We start from the raw sequence: 14828 nt of genomic DNA, 5'->3' as shown, positions 1-14828 counted from the left end.
TCGAGCTCTGCGGAGATCGCCTCTGCATGCTGATCTAACTCATCGAGATAATTCTGGCGGGCGTAGAAGAAATCCCGAACCTCATCGTGTGGCATGGACAGCGCCTGGTTGCCGTCGGAGCGGCGGGGGTCGGGGGGGGGGGGGAGCGTGTGGCGGGGTTTGGGGGGGGGGGGGGGGGGGTGTTTGCCCACCCCCGGGGGGGCTCGGGGGGCGGGGCCGGGCGGCGGCGCCAGCCGGCCGCGATGCCGCCCCCATCAATCGTGCGCACGGCGGCGACGCGCCGGTTGAACCCGCCACTCACCCTGTAGTGATCCCCCTTATCAAGGCCGTCGCGGAAGAAGTGCGCGCAGGTCAGAACCAACCGGGTTGCCTGTTGGGAGCGGGGTCTTAAGGACGCATCGATGAGCACTCCCGAGCAATAGCTTGAGCGAGTCCGGAGCTTGACGGCAGCGGGATAGGAATTCACGCCTCCCAGCTTAACTGGACAAAGGCGGGCGGTAGGCTAACTGTCATGACTGATTATGCGTCCCGACTGAGCCGTTCCCGCGCTATCGCCGCTGCTAAAGGCATCGACATCCTGTTAGTGGGTACAGGTGCCGAATTCGCGTACCTCACCGGTTCGTGGGTCTCCTCCCACGAGCGCCTGACCTGCTTGGTTATCCGTCCCGATGCCGAACCGGTAATCGTCGCCCCCAGCACCGACATTGAGTCGCTTCAGGGCGTTGCGACCCAGCTGGTGGGATGGAGCGATGGGCAGGATCCCTATGCGCTGGCCTTGGAAGGTGCGCACCCTACCACCGTTGCCTTGGGATCCTCACTCACCGCCGATCACGTGCTGCGCTTTCAGTCCGCAATTGGCAACCTCGAAGCTAGTACTGCGAAGGAACAGCACCCCGCAAAGTATGTTCTGGCCACCGAGGCCCTCGCCGAGCTTTTTACCCGCAAGGATCCAGATGAGGTGGCAGAGCTACGCGCTGCAGCGGCGGCTATCGACGCTGTCCACGCCGAGGTGCCGCGCCTCCTGCAGCCGGGGCGCACCGAGGCCGACGTAGCCGCAGATGTGCGGGAGCTCATTCTGCGCGAGCACCGCGAGGTGGATTTCATCATCGTGGGCTCCGGTCCGAATGGAGCCAATCCACACTATGACTTTGGGGACCGAGTACTCGCCGCCGGCGATCCCGTGGTGGTGGATATTGGCGGTACGCTGCCCTCGGGCTATCACTCCGACTGCACCCGCACCTACGTCGTTGGCGCCGATCCTGCTGCCGCGCCGGCAGAGTTTCGCGAGGCTTACGCGGTCCTAGAGAAGGCCCAGGCTGCCGGCCGAGCTGCTGCGCGCCCGGGTGCGACCGCCCAGGAGATCGACCGAGCCACGCGCAGCGTGATCGAAGACGCCGGTTGGGGTGAGTTCTTCACGCACCGCACCGGACACGGCATTGGCCTGTCGACGCACGAGGAGCCCTTCATCATGGAAGGAAACGAGCTGGAGCTTGCCGAGTCCATGGCCTTCTCGATCGAGCCGGGTATCTACGTGCCGGGCAAGTGGGGCATGCGTCTTGAAGACATCGTGGTGACCACCGAGTCTGGCTATGAGTCCCTGAACCAGGCACCGAGGGGGTTGCGCTAATGGGAGAAACTGGCGCGCTACTGATCCTTGGCGGACGCAGCGATATCGGTGGACAGCTTGCACGTCGGCTGTGTGAGGGTCGCCCAGTGGTTCTCGCCGCGCGGGGCGAACACGGTATGGACAGGCTGCACTCCGAACTCCTCAGCAGCGGGGCGTCGTCCGTTCACACGCTGTCCTTCGACGCTGCGGAAGTTTCCTCCCACCGCGCGGTCATCGACCAAGCCGCAGCACTCGCAGGGGCAGAGATCACCACGGCCGTCGTCGCCTTCGGAATTCTGGGCGATCAGGAGCGCGCGGAGCACGACGAAGCCCACGCCTTCGACATAGCGCTGGTGGACTATGCAGCGCAGGTATCCATGCTCACCGTGCTTGCCGACGTCATGACGAGAGGGCACATCGTGGCCTTTTCCTCCATCGCTGGGTGGCGGGCCCGCCGGGCCAACTATGTCTATGGCTCGACCAAGGCGGGCCTGGATGCCTTCTGCCAAGGCTTAGCGGATCGATTGCAGGGCAGCGGCCTAGCGCTGATCACCGCGCGCCCCGGCTTCGTCATTGGGTCGATGACTAAAGGCATGGCACCCGCGCCCTTGTCCGTTACCCCTGACGTGGTGGCCCAAGCGGTGGCCAAGGCCATTGAGTCCTCTGCAGGTTCGCGGCCGGCTTCCCGCACGATATGGATTCCACGGCCTCTTCAGCTCTTAGCGTGGGTGATGAAGCTGGTACCGCGTCCCATCTGGCGGCACATGCCGCGCTAGCGGTGCCCGAGGGCAGGAGAATTCGCATCGAAGATGAATCCACGCGGTGCAAGGACGCGCAACACAACGTCAGCATCTCCCTCGGCTAGATCGTGGATGACCAATCCGCGCCAGGGGGTTACCGAGATGGAAGCGCCCAGCTGGGCGATAAGCCCAGCGTATTCTCCGGGCAGCACGCCATGCTGCAGGCCCGCGCCCAGATCGACGCGGCCGGGCTTCGTGTGCTCAGTCAGCCAGCCGATGGGCAGCGCAGGCGAAGTGGGAGCTGACCCTGCCGCATCCGAGACACGTTCCAGGTCCTGCAGGTGATCTGCAGAGACCTTTTCCGCAAAGTCCACGAGTTGGGAAATGGCATCCGCAAGCCCCAGCAGCGGCCCGGTGGGGTCACCGTCGCGGATCAGGCGTGCGGCGACGGTATCTTCATCGTGTTCCGCCTCATCACCAGAGAGCTGAAGGCCAGCCGCCACCCCGTGTGAGAGGAGATCACCAGCACCGCTGTCCACACCAAAAAGCGCGGCACGGGCTATCGCAGGGGCATCCTGATCGACGTCGGCTAGCGCTTCCGCGATCCGCTGCGCTACCTGACGGGCGCGCAGCGAGAGGGGAGAAGCCAGCACGTGAGCGGCGGTGGTGGGCAGGGGGACGTCGCCAAGCACCTGCGCATTGGCGACGCCTCGCAGGCTGATGACGCTGTGCTGCTCTAGGTACACATTGCCATCGCCATGTTCTCTGGCGGACTGGCCCAGGGCGAGCCACTGCTCGGGGGTGACAACGCCGCCGGCGGGATGGAAGCGCAAGGTATCGGATTCGGGATGCTTCGACTCAGGGAGGGACATGGTGGGACAGTCTAGTCGCTCCGGGAGGGTCTCCTGCGAAGCGCCAAGCCCAGCAAGTATGGTGGGCGACATGCCGTTTGTTCTCTTCATCGCGTACATCCTCCTAGAAACTATGGCCTTTTGGGCCGTTGCCGAGTGGATTGGTGTGCTGTGGGCGCTGCTTGCCTTGGCGCTGACCATGCTCTTCGGTATGACCATCGCCAGCTGGGAAGTCCGCCGCATGATGGTCAGCCGCATCCGTCAGACCGAAGACGGTGTGTACGTCATGGAGGATCCCACCCCGGGCAAGACGGCAGGCAACGTTGGCCTGACCATGGTGGGCGGAATCCTGCTGTCACTGCCCGGATTTGTCTCCACGGTCTTCGGAGCGCTGCTTATCTTTGCGCCCACGCGTTCCATCATCCGCACGCTGCTTGCAGCATCGATGTACCGGAAGATCGAAAACATGGGCGTGCGCGTGTACGAAGCCTCACCCATGGCCCAGCACCGCGATTCCTATGGTTCCTTCGGCACCTTTGGCGCAGGCGCCGCCGGTGATGGAATGGGGGGCATGGATCAAACTGGCCAGTCGCATGAGGTCTTGGATGAAGATGAAATCCGCACGTGGACCCAACACGTCAAGCCAGAAGACTTTGAGGACGGAAACAAATAGTGCTGGCTCTTCTGGGCCGGCTCGCTCTCGCTGCTGCGTCGGGCGCGGTGACCTACCTTGCCGTTGAGCCACGCGGCTGGTGGGCCGCCGGCATAATCGGCATGGCGATGCTCGTGGCAGCGCTCTCACCGTGGACAAAGCCCCTGGGGCTGGGGTGGGCGGCCCTCGTCGCTTGTGTGCATAGCGCGGTGTTGTACTTGTTCACGCTCCCATGGATTGGTGAGTTAGTGGGCAACATGCCCTATATTGCGCTCGCTTTATTCCTGTCTCTGTACAGCATCCTCCTTGGTATCGGCGGGGCGGCGCTGCTGCGCTTAAACTACGGTTTCGCTCTCTTCCCGTTCTTCTACGTGGCGGTAGAAATGCTGCGCTCCTCAGTGCCCTTTGGCGGTTTTGCGTGGGTGCGCCTCGCCTGGGGGCAAATAGAGGGCCCACTCGCCAACCTTGCCTCGTGGGGCGGGCCGGCACTCATTACCTGCGCGGTGGTCTGCGTAGGCGCAGGATTGGTGGGGCTTGCCCGCTCACCGCGCCTGGCATGTGCGTTTTTGGCGGTGCCACTGCTAGCTGGCTTGCTAGCGGCACAGAGCGTGGACCGCCCGGGCCGCACAACAGGCACGGTGACGGTCGCCGCGGTACAAGGAAACGTTCCACGGCTGGGCCTTGACTTTGCCGCCCAACGCCGCGCGGTGCTGGATAACCACGTCCGCGTGACCGAGCAGGCCGCGCAGGATGGGTCCAGACCGGATATCGTCATTTGGCCGGAGAACTCCTCCGATATCAATCCTTTTGCCAATGAGGACGCCCGGGAGCTTATCGCCGGCGCCGCCCGCGACATCGATGCCCCAATCCTCGTCGGAACGCTGACCCAGGATGAGGTTGGCGCACGGAACACCATGCAGGTGTTTAATCCGGATGGCTCGGCAGGGGAGTACCACCACAAGAAGTACCTGCAGCCTTTTGGTGAGACGATGCCGATGCGTGATTTCTTTAGGAAGATCACCGATCTGGTGGACCTGGCGGGCGACATGAAGCCCGGTGACGGTCCGGGCGTGGTCACCATGGCTGGGACCGCAGTGGGCGTTGCCACGTGTTATGAGGTCAGCTTTGACCAGGCGTTCCGAACCGCCATCAACAACGGGGCGCAGATCCTCACGACACCGACGAACAACGCCACCTTTAGTGACTCCGACATGACCTACCAGCAGTTGTCCATGAGCCGCTTGCGCGCGATCGAAGCGGATCGGGCCGTCGTTGTGGCGGCTACGTCCGGGGTCTCGGCGATCGTCTACCCGGATGGCTCAGTGAGCCAAGCCAGCGGTATCTTTGAACCGGCATATCTCGAAGAAGAGCTTCCGCTGCGAGAAGGGCGCACATTTGCGGTGCGTTATGGTTCGCTCCTGCAATGGCTCATGGCTATTATTGGAACGGTCTGTGCGCTGTATGCGATCTATTCCACCCGCTTGTCCGGACGACGCAGCGCGCCTGAAAAAGAAATCTAAAGGAGCAAGGAACTAGTGAGCTCGACCCGCGAATCTACCCTGGTCATCATCCCTACTTACAACGAGATCGAGAACCTACCGCTCATTACCGGGCGGGTGCGCAAGGCAACGCCGGAGGTTCACATCCTGATTGTGGACGATAACTCCCCGGACGGCACCGGTGACGCGGCGGATAAGCTGGCCGCTGAGGATTCTCACCTGCACGTTCTCCACCGTGAGGGCAAGGGCGGACTTCTCGGCGCGTACATCGCCGGTTTCAAGTGGGGCCTGGAGAAGGACTACCAGGTGCTGTGCGAGATGGATGCAGACGGCTCCCACGCACCGGAACAGCTGCACCTGCTGTTGGAGGAAATTGACAAGGGTGCCGACTTGGTCATCGGCTCTCGCTATGTTCCGGGCGGCGAGACCGTCAATTGGCCGGCCAACCGCGAGCTGCTCTCTCGCCTGGGAAACAAGTACATCTCGGTCGCCTTGGGCGCCGGCATCAACGACATGACCGCCGGTTACCGTGCCTTCCGTCGCGAGCTACTCGAGCACCTAGACTTCGAGGAGCTCTCTAACGCCGGCTACATTTTCCAGGTTGACGTTGCCTTCCGCGCCATCAAGGATGGCTTCGATGTCCGCGAGGTACCGATCACCTTTACCGAGCGAGAGCTAGGTGAGTCGAAGCTTGACGGCTCTTTTGTCAAGGATTCCCTGCTGGAGGTCACCAAGTGGGGCGTTGCGCACCGCTCCGAGCAGGTCAGCGACTTTACCTCTGAGGTATCCAAGATCACCTCGCGCACGGTAAAGGACATGGAGCTTGGCCCCAAGTTCAGCAACGCTAAGACTGCTGTGTCCGACTTTGTCTCCGAGGTATCCAACTTGGTGAAGGGCACACTCAACCGCTAAAACTGCTTTCCTCACCGCAAGCCCGAAGGCCCGTCATGGCTTTCGGGCTTTTGTGGTAGTAACCACCATCGGTGCTAATGTCGTAAGTGGCACTTTACTCGGTGCACAGTGACTTGTTTCACTTCATTCTCACACTACGGATCGTTCGGCACGTACCTGCCGATGGAGGAGAGTTTGCTATGGCAACCGTAACGTTCAAAGATGCATCCCTAACCTACCCGGGAGCTAAAGAACCCACCGTCAAGAAGTTCAACCTGGAAATCGCTGACGGCGAGTTCCTCGTCTTGGTTGGCCCATCCGGCTGTGGTAAATCCACCACGCTGCGCATGCTGGCCGGCTTGGAAAACGTCACGGACGGTGCCATCTTCATCGGCGACAAGGACGTCACCCACGTCGCACCGCGTGACCGAGACATCGCTATGGTCTTCCAGAACTATGCGCTCTACCCGCACATGACCGTGCGCGAGAACATGGGCTTTGCGCTGAAGATCGCCGGCAAGTCCCAGGACGAGATCAACAAGCGCGTCGATGAGGCCGCCGCCACCTTGGGCCTGACCGAATTCTTGGAGCGCAAGCCGAAGGCTCTGTCCGGTGGTCAGCGCCAGCGCGTAGCCATGGGCCGCGCCATCGTCCGTAACCCCCAGGTCTTCCTCATGGATGAGCCGCTCTCCAACCTCGACGCCAAGCTGCGTGTGCAGACGCGTACCCAGATCGCGGCTTTGCAGCGCAAGCTCGGGGTCACCACCGTCTACGTCACCCACGACCAAACCGAGGCACTGACCATGGGTGACCGCATCGCGGTACTCAAAGACGGCTACCTGCAGCAGGTCGGCGCACCCCGCGAGCTCTACGACCGCCCAGCCAACGTCTTCGTCGCCGGCTTCATCGGTTCCCCAGCCATGAACCTCGGTACCTTTACGGTCAAGGATGGTGACGCTACCTCGGGGCACGCCCGCATCAAGCTGTCCCCGGAAACCATCGCGGCCATGACCCCGGAAGACAATGATCGCATCACCATCGGTTTCCGCCCGGAGGCCCTAGAGATCATCCCGGAGGGCGAATCCACCGACCACTCCATTCCCATCAAGCTCGACTTCGTAGAGGAACTTGGTTCTGATTCCTTCCTCTACGGCAAGCTGGTGGGCGAAGGTGACCTCGGCTCCTCGAGCGAGGATGTCCCCGAATCCGGCCAGATCGTCGTTCGTTCCGCACCGAACACTGCACCGGCCCCGGGCAGCGTTTTCTATGCACGCATCGTCGAAGGCGGCCAGCACAACTTCTCAGCCTCGACTGGAAAGCGCCTGCCGTAGCCCGCGCCCGGCTACTGCGAGCCAAGCAGTACGGATAGGCATAGAGCCAGGATTAATTCAGCTACGAAGGTGGAGTGACTCGACGTGAAAGAGTCTATGAGTATCACCTCCTCGACGTACGCGTCGGCACTTCTGACGCTGCCGTGGGATACGCCCCTGGAACAGTGGCCCGCTGAACTCATCGCGGCCCTGCCTAGGGGTATTTCCCGGCACATCGTGCGTTTCGTGGGGATTAACCGCGGCATCGTCGCGGTCAAAGAAATCGGCGCGCGCACCGCCCACCACGAGTACAAGATGCTGCGCGAACTGCAGCGTCTTGGCGCACCCAGTGTGCGCCCCGTTGCCGTGATTACCGGCAGACACCCAGCCAAAGAGAGCTACGGGGAGCTCACCGCAGCGCTGGTCACTGAGCACCTGGAGTTTTCCCTACCGTACCGCGAGATCTTCTCGCGACACCTCACGGTAGTCGAGGCAGAAAAGCTAATCCGGGCCCTGTCAGTGCTGCTCGTGCGCATGCATCTGCTGAACTTTTATTGGGGCGATGTATCGCTGTCGAACACCCTATTCCGGCGGGACGCCGAGACCTATTCGGCCTATCTTGTCGACGCCGAAACGGGGGAGTTCCAGCCCAATCTCTCCGAGTCGCGCAGGCTTTACGACGTCGACATCGCCCGCGTCAACATCATCGGTGAACTCATGGACCTGCAAGCAGGAGAATGCTTGGATTCCTCCATCGATGTCATCGCCCTAGGCAGCCTGGTCGAGAGCTCTTACCTCGAGCTGTGGACGGAACTAACCGCAGAAGAATCCGTGGACGCCAGCGAGTATTGGCGCGTCTCCGAGCGGATTGACCGCCTCAATCAGCTGGGTTTCGATGTAGGCGAGCTCAAGGTCACGAAGGACGATTCGAAACACGTGGTGCGGATTCGCCCAGTGGTGGTCGATCCCGGCCACTACCGCGCGCAGTTATTGAGTTTGACGGGATTAAGCGTCGAGGAGCACCAGGCCCAGCGCCTCTTGGGTTCCATCCAGGCCTACCAAGCCGTCGAATGTGGGCCCCACGTGGGGCTTACCCAGGCCGCGCACCTGTGGATGACGCAAGAGTACGAGCCGACCATCGCCGCTGTCCCCGTAGAGATGTTGCAGAAGCTCGAACCCGCGCAGATTTTTCACGAAATCGTGGACCACCGTTGGTTCCTTGCCCAAGAGAGGGGAGAGGACGTGTCCCTTCCGGAGGCGACGGCATCCTACCTTGAGTCTGTACTGCCCGCCCGCCGAGACGAGGCGCGGCTTCTCCACGCACAGCCCACAAACGGAGACTTGTCATAACCGCTTGCGTGCCCCAGTGGCCTCCAAAACCACAGATCGAAAACGCGGCTCTCAGCTGATTATTATATTGATTTGTATGTTTTAAGCCCGATTACCCCTTAAATGGGGAAAGATTTCGTGCCCGAATATGGATATAGTCACAATCGGGCGTTCTAGGTCCGTTTTCTTTTGATTATGTGGAATACCTCACTAAGGTAGGAGACAGGCTAACCAGTTCATAGTTGGATTGCAATCCGCTATGAAGCACTTGGTGGCGCTGGGAAGAATCTTTCGTCGCGGAAGGCATCCCAGACACAACCGAATACGAGCCGGGTATCCATCTCGGCTCATCATCCCGCTTTTCATCAAGAAAGATGAGGACCTCATGAAGCGTCTTACTCGCATTGCATCCATCAGCATGGCTTCCATGCTCGCCGCCGCTAGTCTCGTCGCGTGCTCCGGCTCTACCGACGAGGAAGGCGATGTTTACTTCCTGAACTTCAAGCCCGAACAGGACGCCGCATACCAGGAGATCGCAAAGGCCTACACTGAAGAGACCGGCGTCAAGGTCAAGGTCGTCACTGCCGCCTCCGGCTCCTATGAGCAGACCCTCAAGGCAGAAATTGGCAAGGACGAAGCCCCGACCCTCTTCCAGGTCAACGGCCCCGCTGGCTTCATCACCTGGCAGGATTACATGGCCGATATGTCGGATACTGAGGTCGCCAAGCAGCTCACCGACGATATTCCGCCGCTGACCACCGAAGATGGCGAGGTACGTGGCGTTCCGTTCGCCGTCGAGGGCTTCGGCATCATCTACAACGACGAAATCTTCGACAAGTACATCGCCACCTCCGGCGCGAAGATCAAGTCCACCGACGAAATCAAGAGCTACCAGAAGCTCAAGGAAGTCGCCGAGGACATGCAGGCCAAGAAGGATGAGCTTGGCATCGAAGGCGCCTTCGCCTCCACCTCACTGACTTCTGGCGAGGACTGGCGTTGGCAGACTCACCTGGCTAATGCTCCTATCTGGCAGGAGTACCAGGACAAGAATGTCGAGGACACCAACGAAATCGACTTCTCCTACAACAAGGAATTCAAGAACCTCTTCGACCTCTACCTGGATAATTCCACCGTGGCGAAGACCCTGGCCCCCTCCAAGACCGTATCTGACTCCATGGCTGAGTTTGCGCAGGGCAAGGCCGCCATGGTCCAGAACGGTAACTGGGCATGGTCCCAGATCGCTGAGATCTCCGGAAACGTGGTCAAGGAAGACAAGATCAAGTTCCTGCCGATGTACATGGGCCTGCCGGACGAAGAAAACTACGGCATCAACGTCGGTACCGAGAACTACTTGGGTGTGAACTCTGAGGCCTCCGAGGTCGACCAGAAGGCCACCAAGGACTTCGTGGACTGGTTGTTTACCTCCGAGGCTGGCAAGGAGCACGTGGTTAAGGACCTCGGCTTCATCGCACCGTTCGAAAGCTACACCGCCGAGGACACCCCGAATGATCCCCTCGCTGAGCAGGTCGCGGAAGCTATCGCTAACAAGGATCTGACCACCTACCCGTGGAACTTCCAGTACTTCCCGTCCCAGCAGTTCAAGGATGACTTCGGCCAGGCCCTGTCGCAGTACGCCTCCGGCACCCTGAAGTGGGAGGACGTCGTCAAGCAGTTCAAGGACAACTGGGCTGCTGAGAAGGAATCCAACTGGGGCTAGGCCTTAAGTCCCCACCCCCTCGCCACACGCCTTCCCGCTAGGAAGCGTGTGGCACCACTTGAAATTAAGGTTTCACCACCATGCAAGCAACGCTGAAGAAGTACTTCCCAGTCTTTGTCTTGCCCACCCTTCTGGCATTCATGATTGCCTTCTTGGTGCCGTTCATCGTGGGATTCTTCCTCTCTTTTACGAAGTTCACCACCATCACCAACGCCAAGTGGGTTGGCATCGACAACTACGTCAAAGCTTTCTCCCAACGCGAAGGTTTCATCTCGGCCTTCGGTTTCACCGTCCTCGTGGTCATCGTTTCTGTGATCACCGTCAACGTCTTCGCCTTCCTCTTGGCGTGGATGCTGACCCGCAAACTTCGCGGAACCAATTTTTTCCGCACGGTCTTCTTTATGCCGAACCTCATCGGCGGCATCGTGCTGGGCTATACCTGGCAGACCATGATCAACGCCGTGCTCTCGCACTATGCCACGACAATCAGTGCGGACTGGAAATTCGGTTACGCCGGCCTCATTATGCTGCTCAACTGGCAGCTCATCGGCTACATGATGATTATTTACATCGCCGGCCTCCAGAACGTCCCGCCCGAGCTCATCGAGGCAGCCGAGCTCGACGGCGTCAACAAGTGGGAGATGCTTCGCCATGTCACCATCCCGATGGTCATGCCGTCCATCACTATCTGCCTCTTCCTGACTTTGTCGAACTCGTTCAAGCTCTTCGACCAGAACCTTGCGCTCACCAACGGCGCGCCCGGCGGACAAACTGAGATGGTCGCGCTCAACATCGTTAACACGCTGTTCAACCGTATGAACGTCGAGGGCGTGGGTCAGGCCAAGGCCGTCATCTTCGTCGTCGTCGTGGTCGTCATCGCGTACTTCCAGCTGCGCGCGACCCGCTCCAAGGAAATCGAGGCATAAGTCATGACTACCAGCACTTCAGCGCAGGCCGTCCCGGCCTCGAAGAAGAAGGATCACCAGCTTCCCTCGGACAATAAGACCCGGATGTCTGGCGGCGCCAAGTTCGTGGTCTACGCCATCTTGGTGTTCTTCACCATCGTCTTCCTTGGGCCGATCCTCTTCATCTTCATTAACTCCTTTAAGTCCAAGTTCGCTATCTCCTCCGATCCTTTCTCTCTTCCCATCGGTGAAACCTGGGTCGGCTTCGAGAACTTCATGGTGGGCTTGACCAAGCAGGGCTTCTTGGAAGCCACCCTGTGGTCTTTCGTCATCACGATTCTGTCCGTCATCGTCATCGTGTTCTTCTCCGCGATGACCGCCTACTACATCACGCGCGTCAAGACGTGGTGGACAAACCTTCTGTACTACCTCTTCGTGGTGTCCATGATTATCCCGTTCCAGATGGTCATGTTCCCGACGGTCAAGATTGCAGACATGCTCCACCTCAACAACCCGATCGGCATCGTGGTGCTCTACCTCGGATTCGGTTCTGGTCTGTCGGTGTTTATGTTTGCGGGCTTCGTCAAGTCGATCCCCTTGGATGTCGAGGAAGCCGCGATGATCGACGGCTGCGGTCCGCTACAAAACTACTTCCGCGTCGTCTGGCCCATGCTCAAGCCGACGGCCATTACCGTGGCCATTCTCAACGCCATGTGGGTGTGGAACGACTACCTGCTGCCGTACTTGGTCATTGGTCTGTCGACTCGGTACAAGACCATCCCGGTGGTCATCCAGTCCTTCGTCGGCTCCAACGGTAACCGCGATATGGGTGCCATGATGGCCATGCTGGTCCTCGCCATCATCCCCATCGTCATCTTCTACTTCTCCACGCAGAAGCACATCATCGAAGGTGTGGCGGCCGGTGCCGTGAAGGGCTAATCAAGTGCGATAGGTTAAAGAACCATGAATCGCTTGCTCGGCCCCGAATCGAAGTTCTACGCCGCCCTGAGCCTTTTCGCTGACCTTGTCATCGTCAACGTTCTCCTCGTTATCACGTTCTTTCCCGTGGTGACTGGGGGAATGTCTCTGCGCACCGCCCACGCGGTGACCGGACAGATGGTCCGCGAAGAAGGTTCACGCCGCGGCGCGGCCTTCGTTCGGGGCCTTTTGACCCGCCCCGGAACAAATACCGCCTGGTGGCTTATCTGCCTGGCACTGGGCGCCTTAGCTGCCTATGAATTCGCCATCATCGCGAAGGCCGGTTTCGGGACAATGGGCGTCGTTCTGCGTGCCGCGCTGGTTTCTGGGCTCCTCGTGCTGGGCTGCATCAGCGTGTGGTTCTTCCACCTCGATGCCCCGGGGCTGAGCTTTAGCCAGCGGTGCACGGCCGCCATGACGAAGGCGGTAGCGCACCTACCGCGTACTCTAGTGGCGGTATCTCCGGCGGCACTCTTGGTGCTGTTCCCGCTCTTTTTCCCGGCGCAGTGGGGAGGCTATGCGTTCTTCCTCGCGGTATTGGGCCCGGCCCTAGCGGTCTATCTTGCCGAGCTGGTTCTCCAGTGGCCGGAACTTAATTCAGCGCCGCACGAAGGCGCCAGTGCTTAGCGCGACGTTCGCCTTTAGGGCCCAAAACGACGAATAGGGTAGTGGCTTCCACTTCTGTGGAGCTACTACCCCTTGACCGTGGGACCGGCGCGCGGCGGACTTTTTAGCCTTCGTTTTCTTCCTGTTCCTTCTGCTCCTTGAGCAGGCGGGCTGCCGCACGACGACGCGAACGCAGGCTTTCGATGCGCTCAGTCAGTAGTTCATCCAGCTCCTCAATCGAGCGGCGCTCGCGCAGCATATCCCAGTGGGTCCGCGGCGGCTTCACCGGCTTGGACTCGACGCCCTCGCCCTCAACAAGGGTGCCGAGCTTACCGTTCTTGCACATCCACTCCTCGGGGATTTCCGCGTCATCGGCGAAGGGCACCTCGTAGATGTCGCCGTCCTCGGTGCGGTATTTCACCATCTGGCGCGGGGCCAAGTCGTGGTCGCGGTCGGTTTCGTAGCTCACTGCGCCCATGCGGCTGCCACGGAGTACGCGATCTGCCATGCAACATCATCCTTTTCAAGCGTTGAGGGAAGGGATCAGGGTCGACCTATATCACCCAAAGTTCTATCATTATAACGAATGGCCCACGGCCTTTGTTCCCACCCTCGGGTTAATGGGCTAAGGTGAGTGAGGTGATTGGTACACAGGATCCGCAGCCCGGCAAGCCCTCGAGGCACCGGACGGCAACCTGCCAGTGGTGCGGCAAAGAGATCGCACAAGGCGGGCGGGGAAGGCCACGCAAGTTCTGTTCGCCCTCGTGCAAGCAACGAGCATACGAACAGCGCCACAACGTGGTCGGGACATCCATTCCCGTGGACGCTGTCATCCTAACTCCAGACAATGCGGACCGTCTCCGCGACGGTCTCTTTGAGCTCCGGTGCTGTGCCGAGGACGTGGCCACGGCGGCGTCGGAAAGCGCCAGTGTTGAAGAGATGGAACAGCTGTGTGCCGAACTGGTCGCACTAGCTCGTAAGCTTGAGGAATTGAGATAGCACATGAAATCCGTATTAGGTAACCGCAAACTGGTTGTCAGTATCTTCGTGGTCCTGATTCTGGCCTCGTCTGCACTGGCCCTAGGGCCACTAGCGTTTTCGGTGATCATGGGTCGCGGTGTAAAAACCGAGCCGATCAACGCGGATAAGGTCCATCCCGCAACGACGGACGTTGATGGCGAATGGCACGTGGTGCAAGGTTCGGCCTATAACTACACCTCAGCCGGGTTTACCATCGACGAAATCCTGCCGGCGGATAAGCGCACGACGTCTGGCTCCACCAAGCATGTCACCGGCCAGGCAACCATCAAGGACGGGGTCGTTGAGGAAGCCAGCATCAACGTGGACATGGCGAGCCTGACCACGGACAAGAAGGTGCGCGATCAGAACATGAAGTCGAAGCTTTTTGAGGTGACGAAGTACCCAGAGTCGACCTTCACGTTGACCGAGCCAGCAGATGTCTCCGCCGTGCCTGACGACGGCTCACTGGTCACCGTCCCACTGACTGGTGACCTGACCATCCACGGCGAGACCAAGAGCGTGACGCAGGACTTCCAGGTGGTCCGCGATGGTGACACCATTATCTTGGGCGGCGATATTCCGATAAATCGCCTCGATTTCGGCGTCGAAGCCCCGGAAATGATCGCGGCAAAGATCTCCGAGGTCGGCGACGTTAACGTTCGCGTTACCCTCGAGAAGTAGCGCGCACGGTTAGTCATGAATTATCGGCATCTTATTCCTGTCC

The 14828-nt window shown here is 60.1% G+C and carries 15 protein-coding genes; 13 read left to right on the top strand and 2 right to left on the bottom strand.

The window, feature by feature from the left end; genetic code table 11:
- The first annotated feature begins 511 nt into the window (after nt 1–511).
- Together HWX44_RS12960 and HWX44_RS12955 are read left to right on the top strand one after the other, a co-directional pair.
- Nucleotides 512–1627: a M24 family metallopeptidase gene (locus HWX44_RS12960; protein WP_175975097.1), complete on the top strand. Its 1116-nt coding sequence runs from the start codon at nt 512–514 to the stop codon at nt 1625–1627.
- The gene (locus HWX44_RS12955) at nt 1627–2382 is read left to right on the top strand and encodes an SDR family oxidoreductase (RefSeq protein WP_175975095.1); all 756 of its coding nucleotides are present in this window, start codon (nt 1627–1629) and stop codon (nt 2380–2382) included. The genes HWX44_RS12960 and HWX44_RS12955 overlap by 1 nt, the downstream gene beginning before the upstream one ends.
- On the opposite strand, the gene HWX44_RS12950 is transcribed toward HWX44_RS12955, so the two are convergent.
- On the bottom strand, nt 2379–3218 hold the full coding sequence (locus tag HWX44_RS12950; protein WP_175975093.1) for a cobalamin biosynthesis protein: 840 nt from the start codon (nt 3216–3218) through the stop codon (nt 2379–2381). The two genes, HWX44_RS12955 and HWX44_RS12950, sit on opposite strands and share 4 nt — an antisense overlap.
- Before the next feature lie 70 nt (nt 3219–3288).
- On the opposite strand from HWX44_RS12950, the gene HWX44_RS12945 reads away from it, so the two are divergent.
- The 9 genes from HWX44_RS12945 (at nt 3289) to musI (ending at nt 13105) form a co-directional block, all read left to right on the top strand.
- Nucleotides 3289–3870: an FxsA family protein gene (locus tag HWX44_RS12945; protein WP_175975091.1), complete on the top strand. Its 582-nt coding sequence runs from the start codon at nt 3289–3291 to the stop codon at nt 3868–3870.
- Nucleotides 3870–5369, top strand: coding sequence for an apolipoprotein N-acyltransferase (lnt, locus tag HWX44_RS12940; protein WP_175975089.1), 1500 nt, complete (start codon nt 3870–3872; stop codon nt 5367–5369). The genes HWX44_RS12945 and lnt overlap by 1 nt, the downstream gene beginning before the upstream one ends.
- A gap of 15 nt (nt 5370–5384) precedes the next feature.
- The gene (locus tag HWX44_RS12935; RefSeq protein ID WP_071410128.1) at nt 5385–6260 is read left to right on the top strand and encodes a polyprenol monophosphomannose synthase; all 876 of its coding nucleotides are present in this window, start codon (nt 5385–5387) and stop codon (nt 6258–6260) included.
- A 179-nt stretch (nt 6261–6439) separates the two neighbouring features.
- On the top strand, nt 6440–7570 hold the full coding sequence (locus HWX44_RS12930) for an ABC transporter ATP-binding protein (RefSeq protein WP_046649164.1): 1131 nt from the start codon (nt 6440–6442) through the stop codon (nt 7568–7570).
- An 84-nt stretch (nt 7571–7654) separates the two neighbouring features.
- On the top strand, nt 7655–8899 hold the full coding sequence (locus HWX44_RS12925; RefSeq protein WP_049157730.1) for a DUF4032 domain-containing protein: 1245 nt from the start codon (nt 7655–7657) through the stop codon (nt 8897–8899).
- Nucleotides 8900–9263: 364 nt separating this feature from the next.
- A complete protein-coding gene (locus HWX44_RS12920) occupies nt 9264–10595 on the top strand; it encodes an ABC transporter substrate-binding protein (protein WP_175975087.1) in 1332 nt (443 codons plus the stop codon).
- Between the two features lie 80 nt (nt 10596–10675).
- Complete coding sequence (locus HWX44_RS12915) at nt 10676–11521, top strand: carbohydrate ABC transporter permease (protein ID WP_144013207.1); 846 nt, start codon at nt 10676–10678, stop codon at nt 11519–11521.
- Between the two features lie 3 nt (nt 11522–11524).
- Nucleotides 11525–12439, top strand: coding sequence for a carbohydrate ABC transporter permease (locus HWX44_RS12910; protein WP_049154663.1), 915 nt, complete (start codon nt 11525–11527; stop codon nt 12437–12439).
- 24 nt (nt 12440–12463) lie between these two features.
- Nucleotides 12464–13105: an ABC transport system MusEFGK2I component MusI gene (gene musI, locus HWX44_RS12905; protein WP_102234711.1), complete on the top strand. Its 642-nt coding sequence runs from the start codon at nt 12464–12466 to the stop codon at nt 13103–13105.
- A 103-nt stretch (nt 13106–13208) separates the two neighbouring features.
- Here the strand turns inward: musI and HWX44_RS12900 are convergent, their stop codons facing one another.
- Nucleotides 13209–13592, bottom strand: coding sequence for an RNA polymerase-binding protein RbpA (locus HWX44_RS12900; RefSeq protein WP_046649170.1), 384 nt, complete (start codon nt 13590–13592; stop codon nt 13209–13211).
- A gap of 131 nt (nt 13593–13723) precedes the next feature.
- Here HWX44_RS12900 and HWX44_RS13440 point away from each other — a divergent pair, with 131 nt between their 5' ends.
- Nucleotides 13724–14083: a hypothetical protein gene (locus tag HWX44_RS13440; protein ID WP_254868269.1), complete on the top strand. Its 360-nt coding sequence runs from the start codon at nt 13724–13726 to the stop codon at nt 14081–14083.
- Between the two features lie 3 nt (nt 14084–14086).
- Entirely contained in the window at nt 14087–14785 is a 699-nt protein-coding gene (locus HWX44_RS12895; RefSeq protein WP_175975085.1) for a YceI family protein, read from the top strand.
- The last annotated feature ends 43 nt before the right edge of the window (nt 14786–14828 follow it).

The organism is Corynebacterium sp. Marseille-Q2823, assembly GCF_903645345.1.
In the GTDB taxonomy this organism is placed as follows: Bacteria; Actinomycetota; Actinomycetes; order Mycobacteriales; family Mycobacteriaceae; genus Corynebacterium; species Corynebacterium hiratae.
Note: the sequence above shows the minus strand (reverse complement) of the source record. Positions and strands in the feature narration are given on the sequence as shown.